This is a genomic window from Saccharothrix sabaoui (genome assembly GCF_051756985.1).
Lineage (GTDB): Bacteria > Actinomycetota > Actinomycetes > Mycobacteriales > Pseudonocardiaceae > Actinosynnema.
This window is the reverse complement of sequence record NZ_JBPKJK010000005.1, coordinates 1-19,742: the sequence shown is the minus strand read 5'-3', so window position 1 is coordinate 19,742 and position 19,742 is coordinate 1. Positions and strand designations below refer to the sequence as shown.

The 19,742-nt window shown below is 75.5% G+C and carries 15 protein-coding genes and 1 pseudogene; 10 read left to right on the top strand and 6 right to left on the bottom strand.

The features are described from left to right. Positions 1-127 precede the first annotated feature (127 nt). Together ACR807_RS02745 and ACR807_RS02740 are read left to right on the top strand one after the other, a co-directional pair. Positions 128-601, top strand: coding sequence for a hypothetical protein (locus ACR807_RS02745; protein WP_438919571.1), 474 nt, complete (start codon positions 128-130; stop codon positions 599-601). Positions 602-663: 62 nt separating this feature from the next. After that, positions 664-1,128 carry a hypothetical protein gene (locus tag ACR807_RS02740; protein ID WP_438919570.1) on the top strand — a complete coding sequence of 155 codons (465 nt, stop codon included), beginning with the start codon at positions 664-666 and terminating at the stop codon, positions 1,126-1,128. A gap of 109 nt (positions 1,129-1,237) precedes the next feature. On the opposite strand, the gene ACR807_RS02735 is transcribed toward ACR807_RS02740, so the two are convergent. From ACR807_RS02735 to ACR807_RS02710, 6 genes are all read right to left on the bottom strand, one after another. Next, positions 1,238-2,419 (bottom strand): VWA domain-containing protein, encoded by a 1,182-nt coding sequence (locus ACR807_RS02735; protein WP_438919569.1) that lies wholly within the window; start codon positions 2,417-2,419, stop codon positions 1,238-1,240. Between the two features lie 126 nt (positions 2,420-2,545). Further along, complete coding sequence (locus ACR807_RS02730) at positions 2,546-4,846, bottom strand: DUF5682 family protein (protein WP_438919568.1); 2,301 nt, start codon at positions 4,844-4,846, stop codon at positions 2,546-2,548. Then, positions 4,846-5,931, bottom strand: coding sequence for an ATP-binding protein (locus ACR807_RS02725; RefSeq protein WP_438919567.1), 1,086 nt, complete (start codon positions 5,929-5,931; stop codon positions 4,846-4,848). Before ACR807_RS02725 ends, ACR807_RS02730 begins: the two co-directional genes overlap by 1 nt. Further along, the gene (locus ACR807_RS02720) at positions 5,928-7,376 is read right to left on the bottom strand and encodes a DUF5691 domain-containing protein (protein ID WP_438919566.1); all 1,449 of its coding nucleotides are present in this window, start codon (positions 7,374-7,376) and stop codon (positions 5,928-5,930) included. The genes ACR807_RS02725 and ACR807_RS02720 overlap by 4 nt, the downstream gene beginning before the upstream one ends. 41 nt (positions 7,377-7,417) lie before the next feature. Next, positions 7,418-8,701, bottom strand: a complete 1,284-nt coding sequence (locus ACR807_RS02715; RefSeq protein WP_438919565.1) for an SWIM zinc finger family protein — start codon at positions 8,699-8,701, stop codon at positions 7,418-7,420. Positions 8,702-8,740: 39 nt separating this feature from the next. After that, complete coding sequence (locus tag ACR807_RS02710; protein ID WP_438919564.1) at positions 8,741-9,916, bottom strand: homogentisate 1,2-dioxygenase; 1,176 nt, start codon at positions 9,914-9,916, stop codon at positions 8,741-8,743. Positions 9,917-9,986: 70 nt separating this feature from the next. Between ACR807_RS02710 and ACR807_RS02705 the strand changes: the two genes are divergently transcribed. The 8 genes and pseudogenes from ACR807_RS02705 to ACR807_RS02670 form a co-directional block, all read left to right on the top strand. Next, a complete protein-coding gene (locus tag ACR807_RS02705; RefSeq protein ID WP_438919563.1) occupies positions 9,987-10,853 on the top strand; it encodes a hypothetical protein in 867 nt (288 codons plus the stop codon). Beyond that, on the top strand, positions 10,850-12,052 hold the full coding sequence (locus ACR807_RS02700; protein ID WP_438919562.1) for a fumarylacetoacetate hydrolase family protein: 1,203 nt from the start codon (positions 10,850-10,852) through the stop codon (positions 12,050-12,052). The genes ACR807_RS02705 and ACR807_RS02700 overlap by 4 nt, the downstream gene beginning before the upstream one ends. A gap of 3 nt (positions 12,053-12,055) precedes the next feature. Next, positions 12,056-12,724, top strand: a complete 669-nt coding sequence (locus ACR807_RS02695; RefSeq protein ID WP_438919561.1) for an IclR family transcriptional regulator — start codon at positions 12,056-12,058, stop codon at positions 12,722-12,724. A 51-nt stretch (positions 12,725-12,775) separates the two neighbouring features. Then, positions 12,776-13,247: pseudogene (locus tag ACR807_RS02690) on the top strand (Uma2 family endonuclease); the annotation flags it as partial. 126 nt (positions 13,248-13,373) lie between these two features. Further along, a complete protein-coding gene (locus ACR807_RS02685) occupies positions 13,374-14,876 on the top strand; it encodes a cytochrome ubiquinol oxidase subunit I (RefSeq protein WP_438919560.1) in 1,503 nt (500 codons plus the stop codon). A gap of 12 nt (positions 14,877-14,888) precedes the next feature. After that, positions 14,889-15,968: a cytochrome d ubiquinol oxidase subunit II gene (gene cydB / locus ACR807_RS02680; protein WP_438919559.1), complete on the top strand. Its 1,080-nt coding sequence runs from the start codon at positions 14,889-14,891 to the stop codon at positions 15,966-15,968. After that, positions 15,965-19,078, top strand: coding sequence for a thiol reductant ABC exporter subunit CydD (gene cydD, locus ACR807_RS02675; protein ID WP_438919558.1), 3,114 nt, complete (start codon positions 15,965-15,967; stop codon positions 19,076-19,078). Before cydB ends, cydD begins: the two co-directional genes overlap by 4 nt. Further along, on the top strand, positions 19,075-19,742 hold a 668-nt coding region (locus tag ACR807_RS02670), incomplete at its 3' end, for a GAF domain-containing protein (RefSeq protein ID WP_438919557.1). The genes cydD and ACR807_RS02670, both read left to right, overlap by 4 nt.

The following is a 19,742-nucleotide window of genomic DNA, read 5'->3' as shown; positions in this document are numbered from 1 at the left end:
GTCCCACGTCGGCGCACCGCAGGGTAAGGGCTCCCGCCACCGTGCGCCGGTTGGCCGATCCCGTCCGGGTGACGGTCGCCGTAACCTGATCAGCGCCGGGCGGACGCGGGCCGGGGAGGTGGGCCTGGTGGTCGTGCCGAGCGCGCCGTCCACCGAGGGCGCGGCCCTCGACGACCGGTGGACCCGCTACTGCCTGGAGATCGCCGGCCGGCGGGCGTTCTGGTGGGTCGTCCTCGGCGCGGCGGCGTTCGTCCTCCAGCTCGTCCTGATCTTCGCGCTCGACGTGACCTCCGCCCTGCCGCTGCTGCTCCTCGCGTTCTCCGCCCTGGTCACCGGCATCGGACTGGCCCGGCGACCGTCGCTGCCCCGCGAACTGGGCCACCACGCCTGGGTCCACGTGCGCGTCCACTGGCGCGCCGGGCGGCTCGTCGTCCACGGCGAGCACCCCGTCGTCCTCGACGTCAGCGCCGGCCCCCTCGTCCGGGGCCGCATCAGCAGGCACCGCCGCGCCTGGGTCGTCGCCGCCGACGGCGCGGGCAACGCCGTCGTCACGTTCCGCGGCGTGCCCAGGCTGTTCCCCGCCCGCGTCGTGCGCGCCTGAGGTTTGCTGATCGTCTTCCCGGCCGACCCCGTGGGTGACCTTCTGGTTTGCTGGGAGCAGTGGTGGGCGAAACGTGGGTGCGCAAGTGCCTGACCGGTGCTGACCGGCGGGCGGTGGGGTTCATCGGGCTCGCCCTGGTGGCCGTCGTCGTGCTGTGGCTCGTGTCCGAGTGGCTCGGCTCGCGCTGGGTCTTCGTGCTCACGCCGCTGTGCCTCGAACTCGCCGTGCCCGGCCTGCGGCACTTCCTCACCCGCCGCAGCCTGCGGCGACTGCTGGAGACCTACCCGCGGCACGCCGTGCCGGTGCACTTCGTGCCCGGCCGCACCCGCGTGGGGCGGCAGACCTACCTGGAGACCGCCGGCTCCGACCGCACGTTCCTGCGCCTGTGGGAGATCCCGGAGCGGGTGCGCGAGAACATCCGCCGCGGCGGCGAGGTGTGGATGGCCGGACCCGACCCGCGCGGCCGGGCCGCCGTGCTGACGCGCGGCGCGCCGTTCCTCACCCTGGGCCGCGTGGTCATCCGCTGAGGGTTCCCCCGACGGGTTCCCCCGACCGCGTGAATTTCGGCCGGGTGGATTCCGGCTGCGCGGATTTCGGCCGCGCGGATTCCGACCGGGTGGATTCCGGCTGTGCGGGCTACCGCCCCACGGCCATCCCGCCCCGCTCGGCCCAGGCCGCGACGTCCTCCCGCCTGATCGCCGTGGCCAACAGGTCCGGGAAGCGGTCCGGCGTGCAGGCGAACGCGGGCGCCCCCAGCTCCGACAGCTGCGCCGCCAGCTCGTGGTCGTACGCCGGCGTGCCGCTGTCCGACAGCGCCAGCAGCACCACCACCGTCACCCCGCCGCGCACCAGCTCCCGCACCCGCCGCCGCAGCTCCTCCGCCACCCCGCCCTCGAACAGGTCGCTGATCAGCACCATCACCGTGTCCGTCGGGCGGCGCACCAGCGACTGGCCGTAGGCGACCGCCCGGTTGATGTCCGTGCCGCCGCCCAGCTGCGTCGAGAACAGCAGGTCCACCGGGTCGTCGAGCTGCTCGGTCAGGTCCACCACCTCGGTGTCGAACACCACCAACCGGGTGTCGACCGACTTCAGCGAGGCCAGCGACGCGCCCAGCACCGCCGAGTACACGACCGACTCGGCCATCGACCCCGACTGGTCCACCAGCAGCACCACGTCCCGCAGCGACGACTGCCTGCTGCGCCGGCTGTTGCCCACCAGGTCCTGCACCACCACCGTCCGCTGCTCCGGCTGGTAGTGCCGCAGGTTGCGCCGGACCGTGCGGTTCCAGTCCACGTCGGACAACCGCGGCCGGCTCGTGCGGCGGGAGCGGTCGACCGCCCCGTGCACGGCGGCCAGCAACCGCTCCGCCAACCGGCGCTCGATGTCCTCGACCACCTTCCGCACCACCGCGCGGGCCGTGTCGCGGGTGCGGGCCGGGATCGCGCCGGACAACGACACCAGCGTGCCGACCAGCGACACGTCCGGTTCGACCCCGGCGAGCAGCTCGGGCTCCAGCAGCAGCTGCCGCAACCCCAGCCGCTCCACCGCGTCCCGCTGCATCACCTGCACCACGGAGCTGGGGAAGTACGTGCGGACGTCCCCCAACCACCGGTGCAGCACCGGCGACGACCCGCCCAACCCCGCGCTCCGCTTGCCACCGGCCTCGGGCGCGTCACCGGGAGCCCCGCCCCCGTACAACCCGGTCAACGCCGAGTCCCGCCGCCGGTCGTCCTCGCCCAACGCCCCGAGATCCCCGGCCGCACCCCCCAGCAACAACCGCCACCGCCGCAACCGCTCGGTATCGTCTTCGCTGGTCACGGTGCTGCCCCTTCACTCATCCGGGTGATCAATGTACGTAACCGCCATCTCGCCCATCGGTTAGAAACGAAGAGGAACCCCCGACCACCACCCCCGCCACCCGCTCCACCCACCCACCCGGCCCAATCACCCCGCCGCCCCTGCCGCCCCAGCTGCTCCCGCCGACCCCGAGCCCGCTGCCCCTGCGGACCGCGAGAGGAGACCCCGGACGTGCTCCACCAGCCGCCCGGCCACCGCCCCGTCCCAGCCCCCGCCGGAACGCCCGCCGAGGCCCGCACGCCCGCTGCCCCCGCTCGCGCCCGACGCGCGGACCCGGTCGCCGAGCATCCGCCGCTCCGCCGGGCTGAACTCCGCCACCGCCCGCCGCAGCAGCGGCACCGCGGCCTCGAAATCGGCCCCGGTCAGGCCGGACAGCCACCCGTCGACCACGGCGAACAGCCGCGGGTCCGCCGTGAGCAGCGCCGCCGACCCGCGCAGGAAACCGGCCACGAACGCCGTCGCCCCCGCGCCGGCCGACGCGGCCGAACCGCCTCCCGTCGCGCCGGACACCGTGCCCGACACCGCCCGGTGCAGGCGGACGGCCACGTCGTCCGACGTCATGACCCCCGCCTCCCACAGCAGCCGGGTCGCCCGACCGCTCGGCAGGCCGTGCGCGTCCGGCATCGCGGCCAGCGCCCCCAGCGCCCGCCGCCACGTGTCCCGGTGCTCGTCGTCGGCCGCCAGCCGCACCGCTTCGTCCGCACCGTCCACGGCCCGCAGCGCGCGCTCGGCCGTGTCGTCGTCCACCCCGCGGCACGCCACCGGCAACCCCACCGCGCCCCGCGCCAGCAACCCGTGCAGCGCGACCCGCAGCAGGTCCGGGTCCGTGCCGCGGACCGAGCCGTAGCGCACCGTCGCGGCCAGGTCCGGCAGCGCGGCGAGCAGCTCCACCGCGTCCGTCGCCGCCGCCGCGCAGCGGTCCAGGGCCCGGCGCGCCGCGGCGACCGCCTCGGGCACCTCGCACCCCACCGACCGGCTCAGGGCCTCGGCCGCCCCCACCACGCGGGTCGCCGCGTCCGCGTCCGCCACCAGCACCCGCCGGGCGGCGGCCTCCACCGTCGTGCCGTGCCGCGCGGCGGCGGCCAGGGCGACCTCGAACTCCGGCCGCCAGTGCAGCCGCCACGCCTCGGCGAACGTGCCCAGCCCCCGCGTCGCGTCCGGCACCCCCCACGGCACGCCCAGCACGTCCAGGCGCCGCAGCAGCTTCGAGCGCTCGCGGTCGGTGTCCTTGCGCAGGTCCAGCCGGAGCTGCCGGGCCTCCGCCGCCGGCGGCAGGCGCAGGCGCCGCTGCAACCGCGCCAGGTCGGCCGCCAGGGGCGACCTGGGCACGTCCGCCCCGACCTCGCCGAGCCGCTCCCCGACCACCAGCCGCTCGCGCACCAGCCGCAACGGCGTCTCGTCGCCGCCGCACAGCACGGCCAGCGCCGCCTCCATCACCTCCGACAACCCGGGCGACGGCCGCCCGCGCAACGCGCCCAGCGCGTCCGCCAGCCGCACGGCCTCCACCGCGCCCGCCGTCGACGCCGGCAGGTCCTCGGCCCGCAGCACCCCGCACACCCGCGCGAACCACCGCGCCACGGCGTCGCCGCGCTCCGCGCACTCCCACAGGTGCGCGTACCAGCCGGGCGACGCCACCCCGGCCCCGTACCCGGAGTCGGCCGCCAACCGCCCGTGGCTCCACGGCACCCACGTCCCCGACACCTTCCGCCGCGGCAGCCCCCGCAGCGCCGCCGCGTCGACCGACGCCGGACCGAGCACCCGCAGCGCGGGCACGTGCCACGCGCCCGCCACCACCGCGACGGGCCCCGGGAACTCCTTGAGCGCCTGCCGCAGGTTCTGCCGCATCGCGGCCTCGCGGAGCAGCGTCCGCTCGTCCACCTGGTCGGCGAACTCCTCGCGCAGCGCGCCCATCGCCTCCGCCACCGCCTCGGCCAGGTCGGTGGGGTCGCGGTGGTGCTCGACCACGTCCTCCCACCACCGCTCCGGGTCGTCGAACCCGGCCGCCTCGGCGAGCACCCCCAGCGGGTCCGTCACCGCCCGCGGCGGCTCCGCCGCGGACTCGCCCAGCGTCACGGCCGCCGGCAGGTCGAAGAACCGCACCGGGACGTCGTGCGCGCGCGCCCACACCACCGCCCGCCACTCGGGCGAGAACTCGGCGAACGGCCAGAACGCCGCCCGCGCCGGCTCCGCCTCGTCGTGCAGCAGCAGCGCCACCGGCGGCACCAGCCCCGGCACGTGCCCCAGCAGCGCGTCGCCCTCCGGCGGCCCCTCGACCAGCACCACCTCGGGCCGCGCGGCCTCCAGCGCCGCGGTGACCATGCGCGCCGACCCCGGCCCGTGGTGCCGGATGCCGAGCAGCGCCACGCGGTCCGGCAGCGGTCGGTCCATCAGCCCACCAGGTCCCGGCACGCCCGGTACAGGTCGCGCCAGTCGGCGCGCTCCTTGACGACCGCCTCCAGGTACTCCTGCCACGCCGCGAGGTCCGACACCCGGTCCTTCACCACGGCCCCGAGCAGCCCGGACGCCAGCTCGTCGGCGGTGATCCGGCCGTCGCCGAAGTGCGCGGCCAACGCCATGCCGCTGGTCACCACCGAGATCGCCTCGGCCGTGGACAGGCTGCCGCTGGGCTTCTTCAGCTGCGTCCGGCCGTCCGCCGTGGACCCGCCGCGCAGCTCGCGGAAGATGCGCACCACCCGCCGCACCTCCTCCAGCGCGGGCGGTTCGGCGGGCAGCTCCAGCGCCCGGCCGAGCTGCGCCGCCCGCGCCAGCACGATCTCCACCTCGGCGTCCTCGGTCGCCGGGGGCGGCAGCACGACCGTGTTGAACCGCCGCGCCAGCGCCGACGACATCTGGTTCACGCCCCGGTCCCGGTCGTTCGCGGTCGCGATCACGGTGAACCCGGGCACCGCCTGCACCCGGATGCCCAGCTCCGGCACCGGCAGCATCTTCTCGGACAGGACCGTGATGAACGAGTCCTGCACCTCGGCGGGCATCCGGGTCAGCTCCTCGACGCGCGCCACCGCGCCGGTCCGCATCGCGGTCATCACCGGGCTCGGCACCAGCGCCGCCTCGGACGGCCCCTCGGCGATCAGCCGCGCGTAGTTCCAGCCGTAGCGGACCTGGTCCTCGCCGGTGCCCGCGGTGCCCTGCACGACCAGCGTGGAGTCCCCGCTCACCGCCGCCGCCAGGTGCTCCGACAGCCACGACTTCGCCGTCCCCGGCACGCCCACCAGCAGCAGCGCCCGGTCGGTGACCAGCGTGCCCACCGCGACCTCCACCAACCGCCGGTCGCCCACGTACTTCGGCGTGATCACCGTGCCGTCCGGCAGCGTGCCGCCCAGGACGTAGGTGACCACGGCCCGCGGCGACATCCGCCAGCGCGGGGGGCGCGGCCGGTCGTCCGCCGCGGCCAGGGCCGTCAGCTCGGCGGCGTACTGCTGTTCCGCGGCGGGCCGCAGCACGGTGTCGGTCACGGGCTCTCCTCCTGGTGGTTGAACGCCTCGCGCAGCCGCATCCGCAGCCGCAGGACGTCGAGTTCGACGGTGTGCTCGGGCCAGCGGTCGGTGATGCGGTCCCAGTGCGCGCCGAGCACCTCGGCGTCACCGCGCGCCAGCAGCACCGCCGGCGGCCGTCCCGCGCGCCACCTCGGGTCGCGCATGGCCGCGTACCGCTCCAGCAGGTCGGCGGTCGCGCCGGGGCCCCACGGCGCGGGCAGCTGCGAGCACGCGTGGTCGAGCAGGTCGTAGTTCCACTGCCGGGACACCTCGACCACGGTCCGCGCGGCCAGGTCGGCGGGCAGCCCGGCGAGCATCTCCAGCTGCTCCATGCCGGTCAGCGACCGGGTCGCCGCGACCGCCCACGGCCGGGCGTCGACGGCCAGCCGCAGGTTCTGCGCCACGCCCCGCAGCAGCGCCGACGCCCACGGCCCCTTCGCCAGCTCGGCCGCCGCGCCCGCGTCGTCGGTGTCGAGGCGGCTCGTCCAGTGGGACGGCGGCACGCTCGCCGCCGCACCCCGGACGCGTCCGGTCACGCCGGTCTCGGAGCCGTCCTTGAGCAGGTCGCGGGCCTCCTCCGGGTCGGGGGACAGCTCGGTCCACAGCTCGTCGTCCTGCACGTCGAAGCCGTCGTCGGTGAACCACAGGCCGCGGTGCAGGCGTTCGGCGGCGCGGCCGGCGAGGGCCGAGCCGGGCAGGGTGCGCAGCAGCCGCAGCGCCTCGTCGTGCACGCCGATCGCCCGGTCGTCGAGGGCGTGCTCCAGCAGCGGTTCGTCGTCCGGGCCCAACCCGGCCTCCAGGGCGCTCACCAGCACCTGCCGGTCGGTGGCCCGGCGCTGGGCGTCGAACCGCGCGGCGACGAACGCGCGCGTGCCCGCCGGGTCGCGCGTGCGGGCCCGGCGCAGCGCGGCCGGCCGGGAGGCGCCGGGCAGGTCGAGCGCCTGCTCCAGGTCCACGTCCTCGTGCACGGTCCCCGTCGCCCACGCCCACGCGGGCCGCAGCCCCGCCAACCAGCGCCCGCGCGCGCCGAGCACCGCGGTCACCGCGGCCCGCAGCCCGGGGTGGACGGTGCCGAGCCCGAGGAGGGCGGGCAGCTCGCGGGGGTCGGCGGTCACGCCGGACGTGCGGGCCAGGCCGCACCACTCGGTGAGCAGCACGTGGTCGTCGAGGGCGAGGACCTGCGCCAGCACGTCCCGCGCGGCGGCCCCGGCGCGCACGTCGGCGGACGCGGGCGCCGGGGCCAGCAGCGGCCCGTCCACGGCGGGCGGCAGCCACGCCCCGTGCGCCGCGACGCCCAGCGCGGCCATCCGGTCGAGCAGCGCGGCCGGTGTCGTGCCCGCGCGGTGCGCGCCGACCAGCGCCGCCTGCACGGTCTCGTCCCACTCGGCGGCGAGGTCCGCCGGCGTGCTCCCGCCCCCGGTCACCCCGGCACCTCCGGCGCCCCCGGTCACCCCGGCACCTCCGGTCACCCCAGCACCTCCGGCGCCCGGCCCGGTCCGGCGACCGCGCCCAGCCGCAGCGCGTGCCCGTCCCACAGCCCCCACGCGTCGAACGCCGCCCCGCCGGTCACCGCCAGCGCCCGGTCGAGCGCGAGGTCCGCCCGCACCGGCAGCCCGTGCCCGGTCCCGTCGACCAGGTGCCCGGTGTCCCCGGTCAGCCGCACCGCCGCGCACCCCAGCGGGTGCAGCCTCTGCCACGGGTCGGCGCGCAGCCACCCCTCCAGCCCGGCCAGCGCCTCCCGCCACGACCCCGGCGCGCCCACCACCCCGTCCGCCGCCGGCCCTCCCGGCTCCGGTGACACCTCGCCCACCGCCACCCGGTGCGGCGGCGCCCCGGGGTACGGGTGCAGCACCCCCCGCACGCGCACCCCGTGCGCCAGCGCCGGCACCGGCGCGGCCCCGCCCCCCGCGTGCCGCACCGCGACCACCCAGCCGTGCGCGCGCCCCCACACCCACTGCCGCACGGTCCGCACCCGCCCGTCGTCGGACTCCAGCCGCAGCAGCGGCACCCAGTGGTCCGCCCAGCCGGGGCCGGCGCGGACCTCCTCCTCGGTCACCGAGAACCCGAGCCGGGGGCGCACCACGTCCGCGAACCCCGGCGACTCCGCCAGCGCGGCCAGCAGGTGCAGCCCGCCGAGCCGGTCGGCCGCGTCGTGCGCCCACGAGGGCCCGCCCGCCGCGACGACGCCGCGCACCTCGTCCACCGCCGACGCCAACCCCGGTGCCTGCGCGTCGACCATCCTGGCCTCGGCCGAGCGCCACCACGCGGCGTCGCGCGACGGCAGCCCGGCGATCCCCGAACCGGCCACGTCGGCCAGCCAGTCGGTCAGCCCGGCGACCCCGGCGCGCACCGCGTCCCGCCTGGCCAGGGCCGTCTTCTCGCGGGCCCTGGCCCGCCGCCGCACGGCCTCCGGCGAGTCGTCCACCACGACCGCCCCGGCACGCCGCGCCAGCCACTCCGCAACCCACCCCGGCGCCTCGCCGGGCGGCAGCGGTTCGCGCGCGTCGCGCAGCTGGAGCGCCAGCGCGTGCTTGCACGGGAACTTCCGCGACGGGCACGAGCACTTCGCCGAGCGGTCACCGAGGTCGACGCACACCCGGTACGGGGTCGCGCCGCTGCCCGCGCACAGGCCCCACAGGGCGGTGTCGTCGCGCCCCGTGCCGTGCCAGCCGGAGGACCCGGCGAGCCGGGTGGCGGCGCTCGCCACCTGCCCGTCCGGCGCCGTGCCGAGCAACGTCCGCACGTCCATGCCGGCAGACGTTAGAGGTAACCACCGACAGCGGGGCGATCAGCCGAGGTCGGGTCCCCGCCGCGACCACGACCAGGCGTACGCCGGGTCCTCGGAGGCCAGCGCCGCCTCGCCCAGCTCCAGCGGGCGGAAGGTGTCCACCATGACCGCGGTCTCGTCGAAGTGGTCCACCCCGAGGGACGCCTCCACGGCGCCGGGCTGCGGGCCGTGCGTGCAGCCCGACGGGTGCAGCGACAGGGACCCGACGCCGATGCCGGAGCCCTTGCGGGCCTCGTAGTTCCCGCCCACGTAGAACATCAGCTCGTCGGAGTCCACGTTCGCGTGGTTGTAGGGCACCGGGATCGCCAGCGGGTGGTAGTCGACCTTGCGCGGCACGAACGAGCACACCACGAAGTTCGGACCCTCGAAGGTCTGGTGCACGGGCGGCGGCTGGTGCACGCGGCCCGTGATGGGCTCGAAGTCGCGGATGTGGAACACCCACGGGTAGAGGCAGCCGTCCCAGCCGACCACGTCGAACGGGTGGTGCGCGTAGGTGAGCCGGGTGAGCCCGGCGCGGTGCCTGACCAGCACCTCGACGTCCTCGCCGTCGACCAGCAGCGGCTCGGTCGGGCCGCGCACGTCGCGCTCGCAGTACGGCGAGTGCTCCAGGAACTGGCCCTTCGCCGACAGGTAGCGGCGCGGCGGCCCGACGTGCCCGGTCGCCTCCAGCACCAGGAGGCTCATCGGCGAGCGCGGCACGACCCGGTAGGTGCACGAGGTGGGCAGCACGACGTAGTCGCCCTCGGCGACGGCCAGCGCGCCGTAGACGGTCTCCACGACCCCGTCGCCGGCCTGCACGTACAGCAGCTCGTCGCCCGTCGCGTTGCGGTAGAGGGGGCTCGGCGCGGTGGCCGTGACGAAGCCGATGACGACGTCGGCGTTGCCGAACAGGGTGCGCCGCCCGGTGACCGCGTCCGCGCCGTCGTCCCAGGTCAGCTGGGGGGTGCGGAAGTGGCGGGGCTTGAGCGGGAGGTTGGGCGCGAGGGGCCCGCGGTCCTCCTCGACGGTCACCGCGTCGACGATCGCGGTGGGCAGGTGGCGGTGGTAGAGCAGCGCCGAGTCGGCCGAGAAGCCCTCGACGCCCATCAGCTCCTCCGCGTACAGACCCCCCTCCGGGTCGCGGAACTGCGTGTGGCGCTTCCGGGGGATCTCACCGACCTGGCGGTAGTACGCCATCGTCTCACTCCGGGCGTTCGATAGTCGGACATCTTTGTTCATAGACCGGTACGCCACTAGCGTGTCAGCCGTGTCAAGCGCCTTCGAACTCCGTGCGCCCGGTCCACGCGGCACTCCGCCCCTGCTCGCGAGGCTCGTCGACGACGCCGCACTGTTCCCGCCGGGCAACGCTTCCATGCCCGACGCGGTCCGCGGCCACCTCGACGCGCGCAGCGGGGAATGGGCCGGCGCGGTCGGCCTGTTCCTGTGCCCAGCGTCGCGACTCGCCGAGCTCATCACCGAGCTGATCAAGGTCAAGCCGGTCAAGCCCATCGCCCTCTCCCTGGTCATCGACACCGGCCTGGGCGGTGTACCCAAGGCCGTGTCGATCGTCGAGTCCCGCAGTGAGCTGCTCGCGCTGCGCATGGTCGAGATGCCCGCCCCGTCCGACGTCGACGAGGTGTGGCTGGAACGCGTCTCGGAGTTCGTGCCCGAGGACGTCATCCGCGTCGTCGAGCCGCGCCGGGGCGGCGCCGAGTGGCTCGACGGCGTGCGCCGCGTCATCGAGCACGGCAGCTGGCCCAAGCTGCGCTGCGGCGGCGTGAGCAGGGAGAACTTCCCGAGCATCGACGAGGTCGCCGACTTCCTGTCGGTGGTCAGCTCCGGCGGGGTGGCGTTCAAGGCCACCGCCGGCCTGCACCACGCCGTCCGGCACACCGACGAGAAGACCGGGTTCACCCACCACGGGTTCCTCAACCTGCTGGTGGCGACCGCCCGGGCGCTGTCCGGCGGCGACGTGCGCGAGGCGCTGGGCAGCACCGACTCGACCGCGCTGGGCGAGGAGGCCGCGGCGCTGTCCGACCAGGCCGCGCACGCCGTCCGCGGCGTGTTCGCCTCCTACGGGTCGTGCTCGCTGGACGAGCCGATCGCCGACCTCGACCGCCTGGGGCTGCTGTGAGCTGGGTCGACGTCCCCGCGTTCACCGCGGACGACCCCTTCGGGCCCCAGACGCTGCCCTACGGCGTGCTGGCCGACCACGGCGTCGCGGTGCGGGTCGGCGACTCCGCGCTGCCGCTGCGCGGCCTGGCCCTCGGCGAGCGGCTCGCGCCGCTGGTCGCCGGCCCGTCCCTGGACCCCCTGCTGGCCGCCGGTCGCCCCGCGTGGAGCGAGCTGCGGGCCCGCCTGGTCGAGCTGGTGGCGGCGAAGTCCGCCCCGCGCGGCGCGGCCCTGGTGGGCCTGGACGGCGCCGTGCTGCCGTTCACCGTGGCCGACTACGTGGACTTCTACTCGTCGCGCCACCACGCCGAGAACGTCGGGCGCATCTTCCGGCCCGACGGCGACGCGCTCACCCCCAACTGGACGCACCTGCCCATCGGCTACCACGGCCGGGCGGGCACGGTCGTCGTCTCCGGCACCCCGGTGACCAGGCCGAACGGCCAGCGCCGGTCGTCGTCCGGGCCCGTGTTCGGACCGTCCGGGCGGCTCGACGTCGAGGCCGAGGTCGGCTTCGTGTGCGGCGGGCCCGTCGCGACCAGGCTGAGCCCGGCGAAGGCCGTGGACCACGTGTTCGGCGTGGCCCTGGTCAACGACTGGTCCGCGCGCGACGTCCAGGCGTGGGAGTACCAGCCGCTCGGCCCGTTCCTCGGCAAGTCGTTCGCCACGTCCGTGGCGGCCTGGATCACGCCGCTGGAGGCGTTCGCGGTCGCCCGAGTCACCCCGCCGCCGCTGCCCAACCCGGTATTGCCCTACCTCGTCGAGGAACGGCCGTGGGGGCTCGACATCCGCCTGGAGGTCGAGTGGAACGGCGAGGTCGTCTCGCGGCCCCCGTTCCGCGAGATGTCGTGGACGTTCGCCCAGCAGCTCGCGCACCTGTCGGTGAACGGCGCTACGGTCCGTCCGGGCGACCTGATCGCGTCGGGCACGGTGTCGGGTCCCGACCGCGACCAGCGCGGCTCCTTCCTGGAGCTGAGCTGGGGCGGGACGGAGCCGATCGCGCTCGGCGGGGGTGAGCGGACCTTCCTGGAGGACGGTGACGAGGTGCGCATCACCGCCACCGCACCCGGGGAGGGCGGTTCGGTCGTCGGGCTGGCCGAGGTGGTCGGCACGATCGCGCCCGCCGTCGCCGGTGCCGGTGGCGGTGCCGTCGTCGAGAGGTAGACCGTGGTCAGACCCGATCCGCGCGGACGAGTGCCGGCCCCGGCGTCGAAGGAGAGCTCGCTGACCCTGGAGCGGGGCCTGGCCCTGCTCCAGGCGGTGGCCGACGCCGAGTCCGAGGCGCCGTCGATCAGCGAGCTGGCGGCGGCCATCGGCGCGTCGCGCGCCGCCGTGTACCGGCTGCTGGTGCCGTTGCAGTCACGCGGCCTGGTGCGGCGCGAGGGCTCCAAGGTCCGGCTGGGCCTCGGCGTGCTGCGCCTGGCGTCCAACGTCCTGCCGCAGCTGCGGCTGGCCGCCCAGCCCGCCCTGCGGACCCTGGCGGAGCACGTGGGCGCGACCGCGCACCTGACCGTGGCGGACGGGTCGGAGGCGCAGGCCGTGGCGGTCGTCGAACCGTCGTGGACGGCGTACCACGTGGCCTACCGGGTCGGGTCGCGCCACCCCGTGCACCGGGGGGCGGCCGGGAAGGCCATCGGCCTGTCCGCGGAGGGCCGCCAGTGGGTGCACTCGACGGGCGAGCTGCAACCGGGCGCGTTCGGCGTCGCGGCGCCCGTGCGCGGTGTGCCCGGACTGCGGGCCAGCGTGGGCGTGGTGGCCCTGGAGGAGCTGGACGGTGACGTCGTGGGGCCGCACGTGGTGCGGGCGGCCCAGGAGGTCGCGGATGCGTTGCGTTAGAGCAACGCTACGCTGCGTGTGCGACAATCGGCGTGACGCGAGGAGGACCAGGTGACCGCTCTGCCCGAGCCTTCGGCGAACGAGCCCCACTTGTTCACGGTCGCCGAGTACGCCGCGCTCGGAGAGGTCGAGGCCGGCTACTCCGAGTTGCAAGAAGGTCGGGTCCTGATGTCGCCCAGCCCGTCGCCGCTGCGGCGGTGACCCGGGTTTCTCCCGCCGTCCCGACCTGCTCGTCGTCCCCCGGGAGGCGGTGGCGCGCGGGGGGATGCTCCGCGCGTCCGACGCCCTGGTCGTCCTGGAGATCGTCTCGCCGGGGTCGAAGCGCACGGACCGGGTCGTGGAGCGGGGCGAGTACGCGGACGCCGGCATCCCCCACTACTGGATCGTGGACCTGGCCGAACCGGTCTCCCTGGTGGCCTGCCACCTCGCCGGCGAGTTCGGCTACCAGGACCCCGGTGACGTGACGGGGGTCTTCACCACCGACGTGCCGTTCCCCGTCCGGCTCGACCTGACCGCCCTCGTCCGACCGTCCTCGTCCGGGTGGGTGCGCGGCTGCGGTTCGCGGCAGCGGGGGACGGGACCTTGGTCCTGCCCCGGACAGGACCCTCGTACCTGAGCGGAACCGCAGGTCAGACGTAACTTCATAGCCGTGGACGTCCTCGACCTGGCGCGGTGGCAGTTCGGCATCACCACCGTCTACCACTTCCTGATGGTGCCGCTGACGATCGGCCTGTCGCTGCTCGTCGCGGGGATGCAGACGGCCTGGGTGCGCACGGGCGACCGCAAGTACCTGGCCATGACGAAGTTCTGGGGCAAGCTGCTGCTGATCAACTTCGCCATGGGCGTGGTGACCGGCATCGTGCAGGAGTTCCAGTTCGGCATGACCTGGTCGGCCTACTCGCGCTTCGTGGGGGACGTGTTCGGCGCGCCCCTCGCGATGGAGGGCCTCGTCGCGTTCTTCGTCGAGTCCACGTTCCTCGGCCTGTGGATCTTCGGGTGGGACCGCCTGCCCAAGAGGGTCCACCTGGCCTGCGTCTGGGCGTTCTCGCTGGCCACGATCGCGTCGGCCTACTTCATCCTGGCCGCGAACTCGTGGATGCAGCACCCGGTGGGCGTCGTCCTGGACGACGGGCGACCGCGGCTCACCTCGATCTGGGCCGTGCTGGGCAACAACACCGTGCTCGCCGCGTTCCCGCACACCGTCTTCGGGGCGTTCGCCGTCGCGGCGTCGTTCCTGGTGGGCATCGCGGCGTGGCACCTGTGGCGGCGGACCGAAGAGGGAGCGGTCTGGCGCGCGTCGGTGAAGCTCGGCACGTGGGTCGGGGTGGTCGCGTTCGCCGGTCTCGCGGTGAGCGGCGACCTCCAGGGCAAGCTGATGTTCGAGCAGCAGCCGATGAAGATGGCCGCCGCCGAGGCGCTGTGCCACACCGAGGAGCCCGCCTCGTTCTCCGTGTTCGCGGTCGGCGACGTGTCGCGCCCGGACTGCGAGAACGTCAAGAGCGTCACGGTGCCCGCGCTGCTGTCGTTCCTCGCGCACAACGACTTCTCCACCGAGGTCAAGGGCATCGAGGACCTGGTGCCCGAGTACCAGGCGAAGTACGGCACCCACTACCCCGTCGACGAGCGGCTCGGCGAGCTGTCGGGGCAGCCGATCGACTACGTGCCGAACCTGCCCGTCACCTACTGGGGCTTCCGGTTCATGATCGGGTTCGGCGGCATCGCGGTGGCGTCCGGCCTGGCGATCCTGTGGCTGACCCGCGGCGGCCGGGTGCCGCGCGGGAACTGGTTCAGGTGGTTCGCGCTGGGCAGCGTCGCGACGCCGTTCCTGGGCAACAGCTTCGGCTGGATCTTCACCGAGATGGGGCGCCAGCCGTTCGTGGTGGTGCCCAACCCGACCGGCGTGGACGGGGTGTGGATGTTCACCGCGCGCGCCGTGTCGAACTCGACCGTCGGCGAGGTGCTGACCTCGCTGGTGGCCTTGACGCTGGTCTACGGGGTGCTGGCCTGCGTCGAGGTGTTCCTGGTCCGGCGGTACGTCCGCGCGGGGGTCGCGGGCGTGCTGCCGGCACCGGGCGGCGGTGCCGGGGAACCGCCGGGCGACGGCGGGCGACCGGGCCGCGACGAGTCCGACCACCTCCAGTTCGCGTACTGAGCGGGGAGAGCCGTGGAGACGTTCTGGTTCTGCGTGATCGCCCTGCTGTGGCTGGGCTACCTGTTCCTGGAGGGCTTCGACTTCGGCGTCGGCATGCTGCTGCCGGTGCTGGGCCGCGACGAGACCGAGCGCCGCGTGGTGATCAACACCATCGGCCCGGTGTGGGACGGCAACGAGGTGTGGCTGCTGGTGGCGGTCGGCGCGACGTTCGCCGCGTTCCCCGCCTGGTACGCCTCGCTGCTCAGCGGCGCCTACCTGCCGCTGGTGCTGTTCCTGCTGGCCCTGATCGGGCGCGGGGTCGCGTTCGAGTACCGCGGCAAGGTCGACTCGGCGCGCTGGCGGCGCACGTGGGACCGGGTGATCGTCGGCGGGTCGTGGGCGGCGGCGCTGAGCGTCGGCCTGCTCCTGTCGACCACCGTGTTCGGCCTGCCGCTGGACGCCGTCGGCGACCGGGTCGGCTCGCCGTTCGCCTCGGTCCGGCCGGAAACGCTGCTCGGCGCGGTCGCCGTGGCCGGGTACGCGCTCGTGCACGGCGCGGTGTTCCTGTCCCTCAAGACCGAGGGCGACGTGCGGGAACGCGCCCGCGCGCTGGCCCTGAAGGTCGCGCCGTTCGCGCTGCTGCCGCTGCTGGTGCTGCTGCTGGCCGTGCAGCTGCGGTCCGGCTCGGTGTGGACGTGGGGCGCGTCGATCGCGGTGGCCCTGGCCGCCCTGGGCGCGTACGCCCGGCTGGCGCTGCGGCGCGAGGGGCAGGCGTTCGCGCTGATGGGCGTCGCGGTGGCGGCGGCGGTGGCCGCGCTGTTCGGCGCGCTGCACCCCGACGTGCTGCCGTCGACGCTCGACCCGGCGTGGTCGCTGACCGTGGCCGGGGCGGCGTCCTCGCCGTACACGCTGACCGTGATGACGTGGGTCGCCGCGTTCGGCACGCCCGCCGTGCTCGTCTACCAGGGGTGGACCTACTGGGTGTTCCGCAAGCGGATCGGCACCCGGCACATCCCGCCGGTGCACGTGCCCACCGGTGACGCCCCCGTGGTCGACGCGCCCGCCCCCGGTGCGGGTCCGTCGCGCCCGTCGCGCCCGTCGGGCACGTCATGAGCTTCCCCGGAGCCCCTTCCGCCACGAAGCCGGGGAAAGGCCCGCTCGGCGCGCTGCCCGCCCTCTCGGGGGCGGCGCGCCGGGCGCTGGTCCTGTGCGCGCTGCTGGCCGCCCTGACGGCCGGGGCGCTGGTGTGGCAGGCCGTGGCGCTGGCGTCGGCGCTGGTGTCCGGCGGATCGCTGTGGGTCCTGGCGGCGGCCGTCGTGGTGCGCGCGCTGCTGGCGTGGGCCACGGAGTCCGCGGCGGCGCGCGCGGCGGCCGGGGCGAAGGAGGAGCTGCGGGCCGCGGTCCTGGACCGGGCGCTCGCCCTCGGACCCGGCTGGATCGTCGACCGCGGCCCCGCGGAGCTGGCGGTCCTCGCGACCCGGGGACTGGACGCGCTGGACGCCTACTTCACCAAGTACCTGCCCGCGCTCGTGACGACGGCCGTGGTGCCGCCGCTGGTCGGCGCGTGGGTGCTGTGGACCGACCCGACGTCGGCCGTGCTGATCGCCGTGACGCTGCCGCTGATCCCGGTGTTCGCCATCCTGATCGGCAAGTTCACCTCGGCCCGGGTCGCCGCGGCGGCGACCGCGCTGGAACGGCTGTCGGGGCGGCTCGCGGAACTCGTGCGCGCCCTGCCGGTGCTGACCGCGTTCGGGCGCGCGGCGGCGCAGGCCGGCGCGGTCCGGGAGGTCGGCGAGCGGTACCGGAAGGCCACCATGGGCACGCTGCGGGTGGCGTTCCTGTCGGCGCTGGTGCTGGAGATCGCGGCATCGCTGTCGGTGGCGCTGATCGCGGTCGGCATCGGCCTGCGGCTGGTGTCGGGGGAGATGACGCTGGCCGTGGGCCTGGTGGTGCTGATCCTCGCGCCCGAGTGCTACCTGCCGCTGCGGGCCGCCGGTGCGGCGCACCACGCGTCGGAGGACGGCGTGGAGGCCGTGCGCCGGGTCGCCGAGATCCCCGTGCGCCCCGCCGACCCCACCCCCGAGCTGCCCCCGGTTCCCGCATCGCCCCCCAGCGGTGTCGAGGTGCGCGACCTGCGCGTCCGCCGCCGGGGCCGGTACGCCCCGGACGGCGTGAGCCTGCGGGTGCGCCCCGGCGAGGTGCACCGCCTCGACGCGCCCAGCGGTGCGGGCAAGTCCACGCTGTTCGACGTGCTCCTCGGCTACGTCCGGCCGGACGGCGGTTCGGTGACCGTCGACCGCGACGCCATCGCCTGGGTGCCGCAGCGCCCCGCCTTCGCCGGCCGCACCGTCGCCGACGAGCTGGAGCTGACCACCGGCCGCGTGGACCGGGACGTCCTCGCCTCGGTCGCCGCCGACCACCTGGCCCACCGCCCGATCGCCGAGCTGTCCACCGGCGAACGCCAGCGCGTCGCCCTCGCCCGCGCCCTCACCAAGGTCCGCGACGGCGCGACCGTCCTCCTCCTGGACGAACCCACCGCCCACCTCGACCCCGCCACCGCCACCCGCGTCATGGCCGCGATCCAGCAAGCCGCGACCTCCGGCACAGCCGTCCTCCTGTCCACCCACAGGATTGTTCAACAATCCGACGACACCATTCCCGGCCGCTCAATCGCTCACACGTCGGATCGTTCAACAATCCCTCATTCCCCACGTCCGACGCGTCGGCTCGTGGCGGGCGCGCTGCTGGGTGCGGCGGCGGCGCTGAGCGGTGTCGCCCTCACCGCCGTCGCGGCGTACCTGATCGCGAAGGCCGCCACCCAGCCGCCGATCCTGACGCTGTCCGTCCTGGTGGTGGGCGTGCGGACGTTCGCGCTGGCGAAGGGCGTGCTGCGCTACCTGGAGCGGCTGGTGTCGCACGACGCGGCGTTCCGGCACGCCGAGGCGCTGCGGGTGCGGCTGTGGCGGTCGCTGCGCCCCGGCCGGGCCGACCTGACCCGGCTCGTCGACGACGTCGACACCGTCCGCGACCTGCTGCCGCGCGTCCTCCAGCCGCCGCTGGTCGCGCTCGGCACGGCGCTGGCCGCGGTGGTGCTGTTCACGCTGGTCGACCCGGCCGCCGGGGTCGCGCTGGCGGTCGCGCTGGCGGTGGGCGGCGTGCTCGCGCCGGTGGTGGCCGTCCTCGCCGAGCGGCGCGCGACCACCGCCCTGGCCCGGGGGAGGCGCGAGGTGTCGGAGCGGGTGCTGACCCTGCTCACCGCCGCGCCCGACCTGATCGCCTTCGGCGCGGACCGGACCGTGCGCGCCGACCTGGCCGCCCGGGACGCCGCACTGGCCCGGGCGGCGCGCCGGCAGGCCCTCGGGGCGGGCGCGGCCACCGGGATCGTGCACCTGACCACCGGCCTGGCCGCCGCCGTGTGCACGGGGCTCGCCCTCGCCGGCGGCGTCGACCCGCTGTGGGTGCCGGTGCTCGGCCTCGTGCCGCTCGCCCTGGCCGAGGTCCTCGGCGCCCTCCCGGCCGCCGCGCAGCACCGGGCCGCGTTGCGCGAGTCCTACGGGAGGATTGTTGAACAATCGGACGATTCAATCGTTCTTGCTTCCGGTGCGGACGTGGTGCTGTCCGATGTCACCGCGCGCTGGCCCGGAAGTGCGGAAAGCACGCTGGCGAACGTGACCGTGCATCTTCCGAAGGGGACAAAAGCAGCTGTGGTGGGGCCCTCGGGAGCCGGGAAGTCGACGCTGTTCGCGTTGCTGCTCGGGTTCGTCGGGGCGGAGCGGGGGACGGTGGCGAGGCCGGCGCGCGTCGCGTGGTGCCCGCAGGAGCCGATGCTGGTGACGACCACCCTGCGGGAGAACCTGCGGCTCGGCGACCCGCACGCCGACGACGACCGGCTGCGGTGGGCGCTCGGCGTGGCCGGCCTCGACCCCCGGCCCGACCTCGACCTCGACACGGTGATCGGTCCGACGCTGCTGTCCGGCGGCGAGGCGCAGCGCGTCGCCGTGGCCCGCGCCGTGCTGCACGACGCCGACCTCGTGCTGCTCGACGAACCCACCGCCCACCTCGACGAACCCACCGCCCGCGCCCTCCTCGACCGGCTCGACGACGTGCTGCGCGACCGCACCGTCGTGCACATCACCCACCGCCCCGCCGAGGCGGACCGGGCCGACCTCGTGCTGGACGTCGCCGGGGGCCGGGTGCGCGTCGCGGCCAGGGCATACCGTTGACCTCCGTGGACCCCGCACGCGTGCTCGCCGCTTCGACCGAGATCACCTCCGCGGCGCTCGCGGGCGACGACCCGGACGCCGTGCTGCCGCTCGTCGTGCGCAGCGCCGTCGAACTCGCCGAGGCCGACCTGGGCCTCGCCATGGTCACCACCGACGACGGCACGCTCACCGTCGAGGCGTCCTCCGGCGGGTTCTCGGGCGACGACGACCCGGTGGGCGTGGTCCTGTCGAACCGCTCGTCGGCCGCCCGCGCCGCCCGCACCGGGGTGCCCGTCGTCGCCGACGACTTCACCACCGACCCGCGCACCGCGCCGTTCGTGCCGAAGGAGCTGCGGTCCTACGGGCCGTTCGCGGTGGCGCCGTTCGGCACGAAGGAGCGCAAGATCGGCGCGCTCGCCGTGTACCGGCGCAAGGGCGGTCGGCCGTTCAGCCCGGACACCGTCGACGTGCTGGCCGCGTTCGCCGCGCAGGCCGGCCTCGCCGTGGTGCTGGCCGAGGGGTCGACGGCGCGCCAGCGCATCGCGGTCTACCAGGAGCGCGAGCGCATCGCGCGCGACCTGCACGACGTGATCATCCAGCGGCTGTACGCGACCGGCGTGCAGCTCGACCTGCTCGACCGCAGGCTCAAGCTCGACGGTCGCGAGGCGAAGCGGCTCGCCGAGGC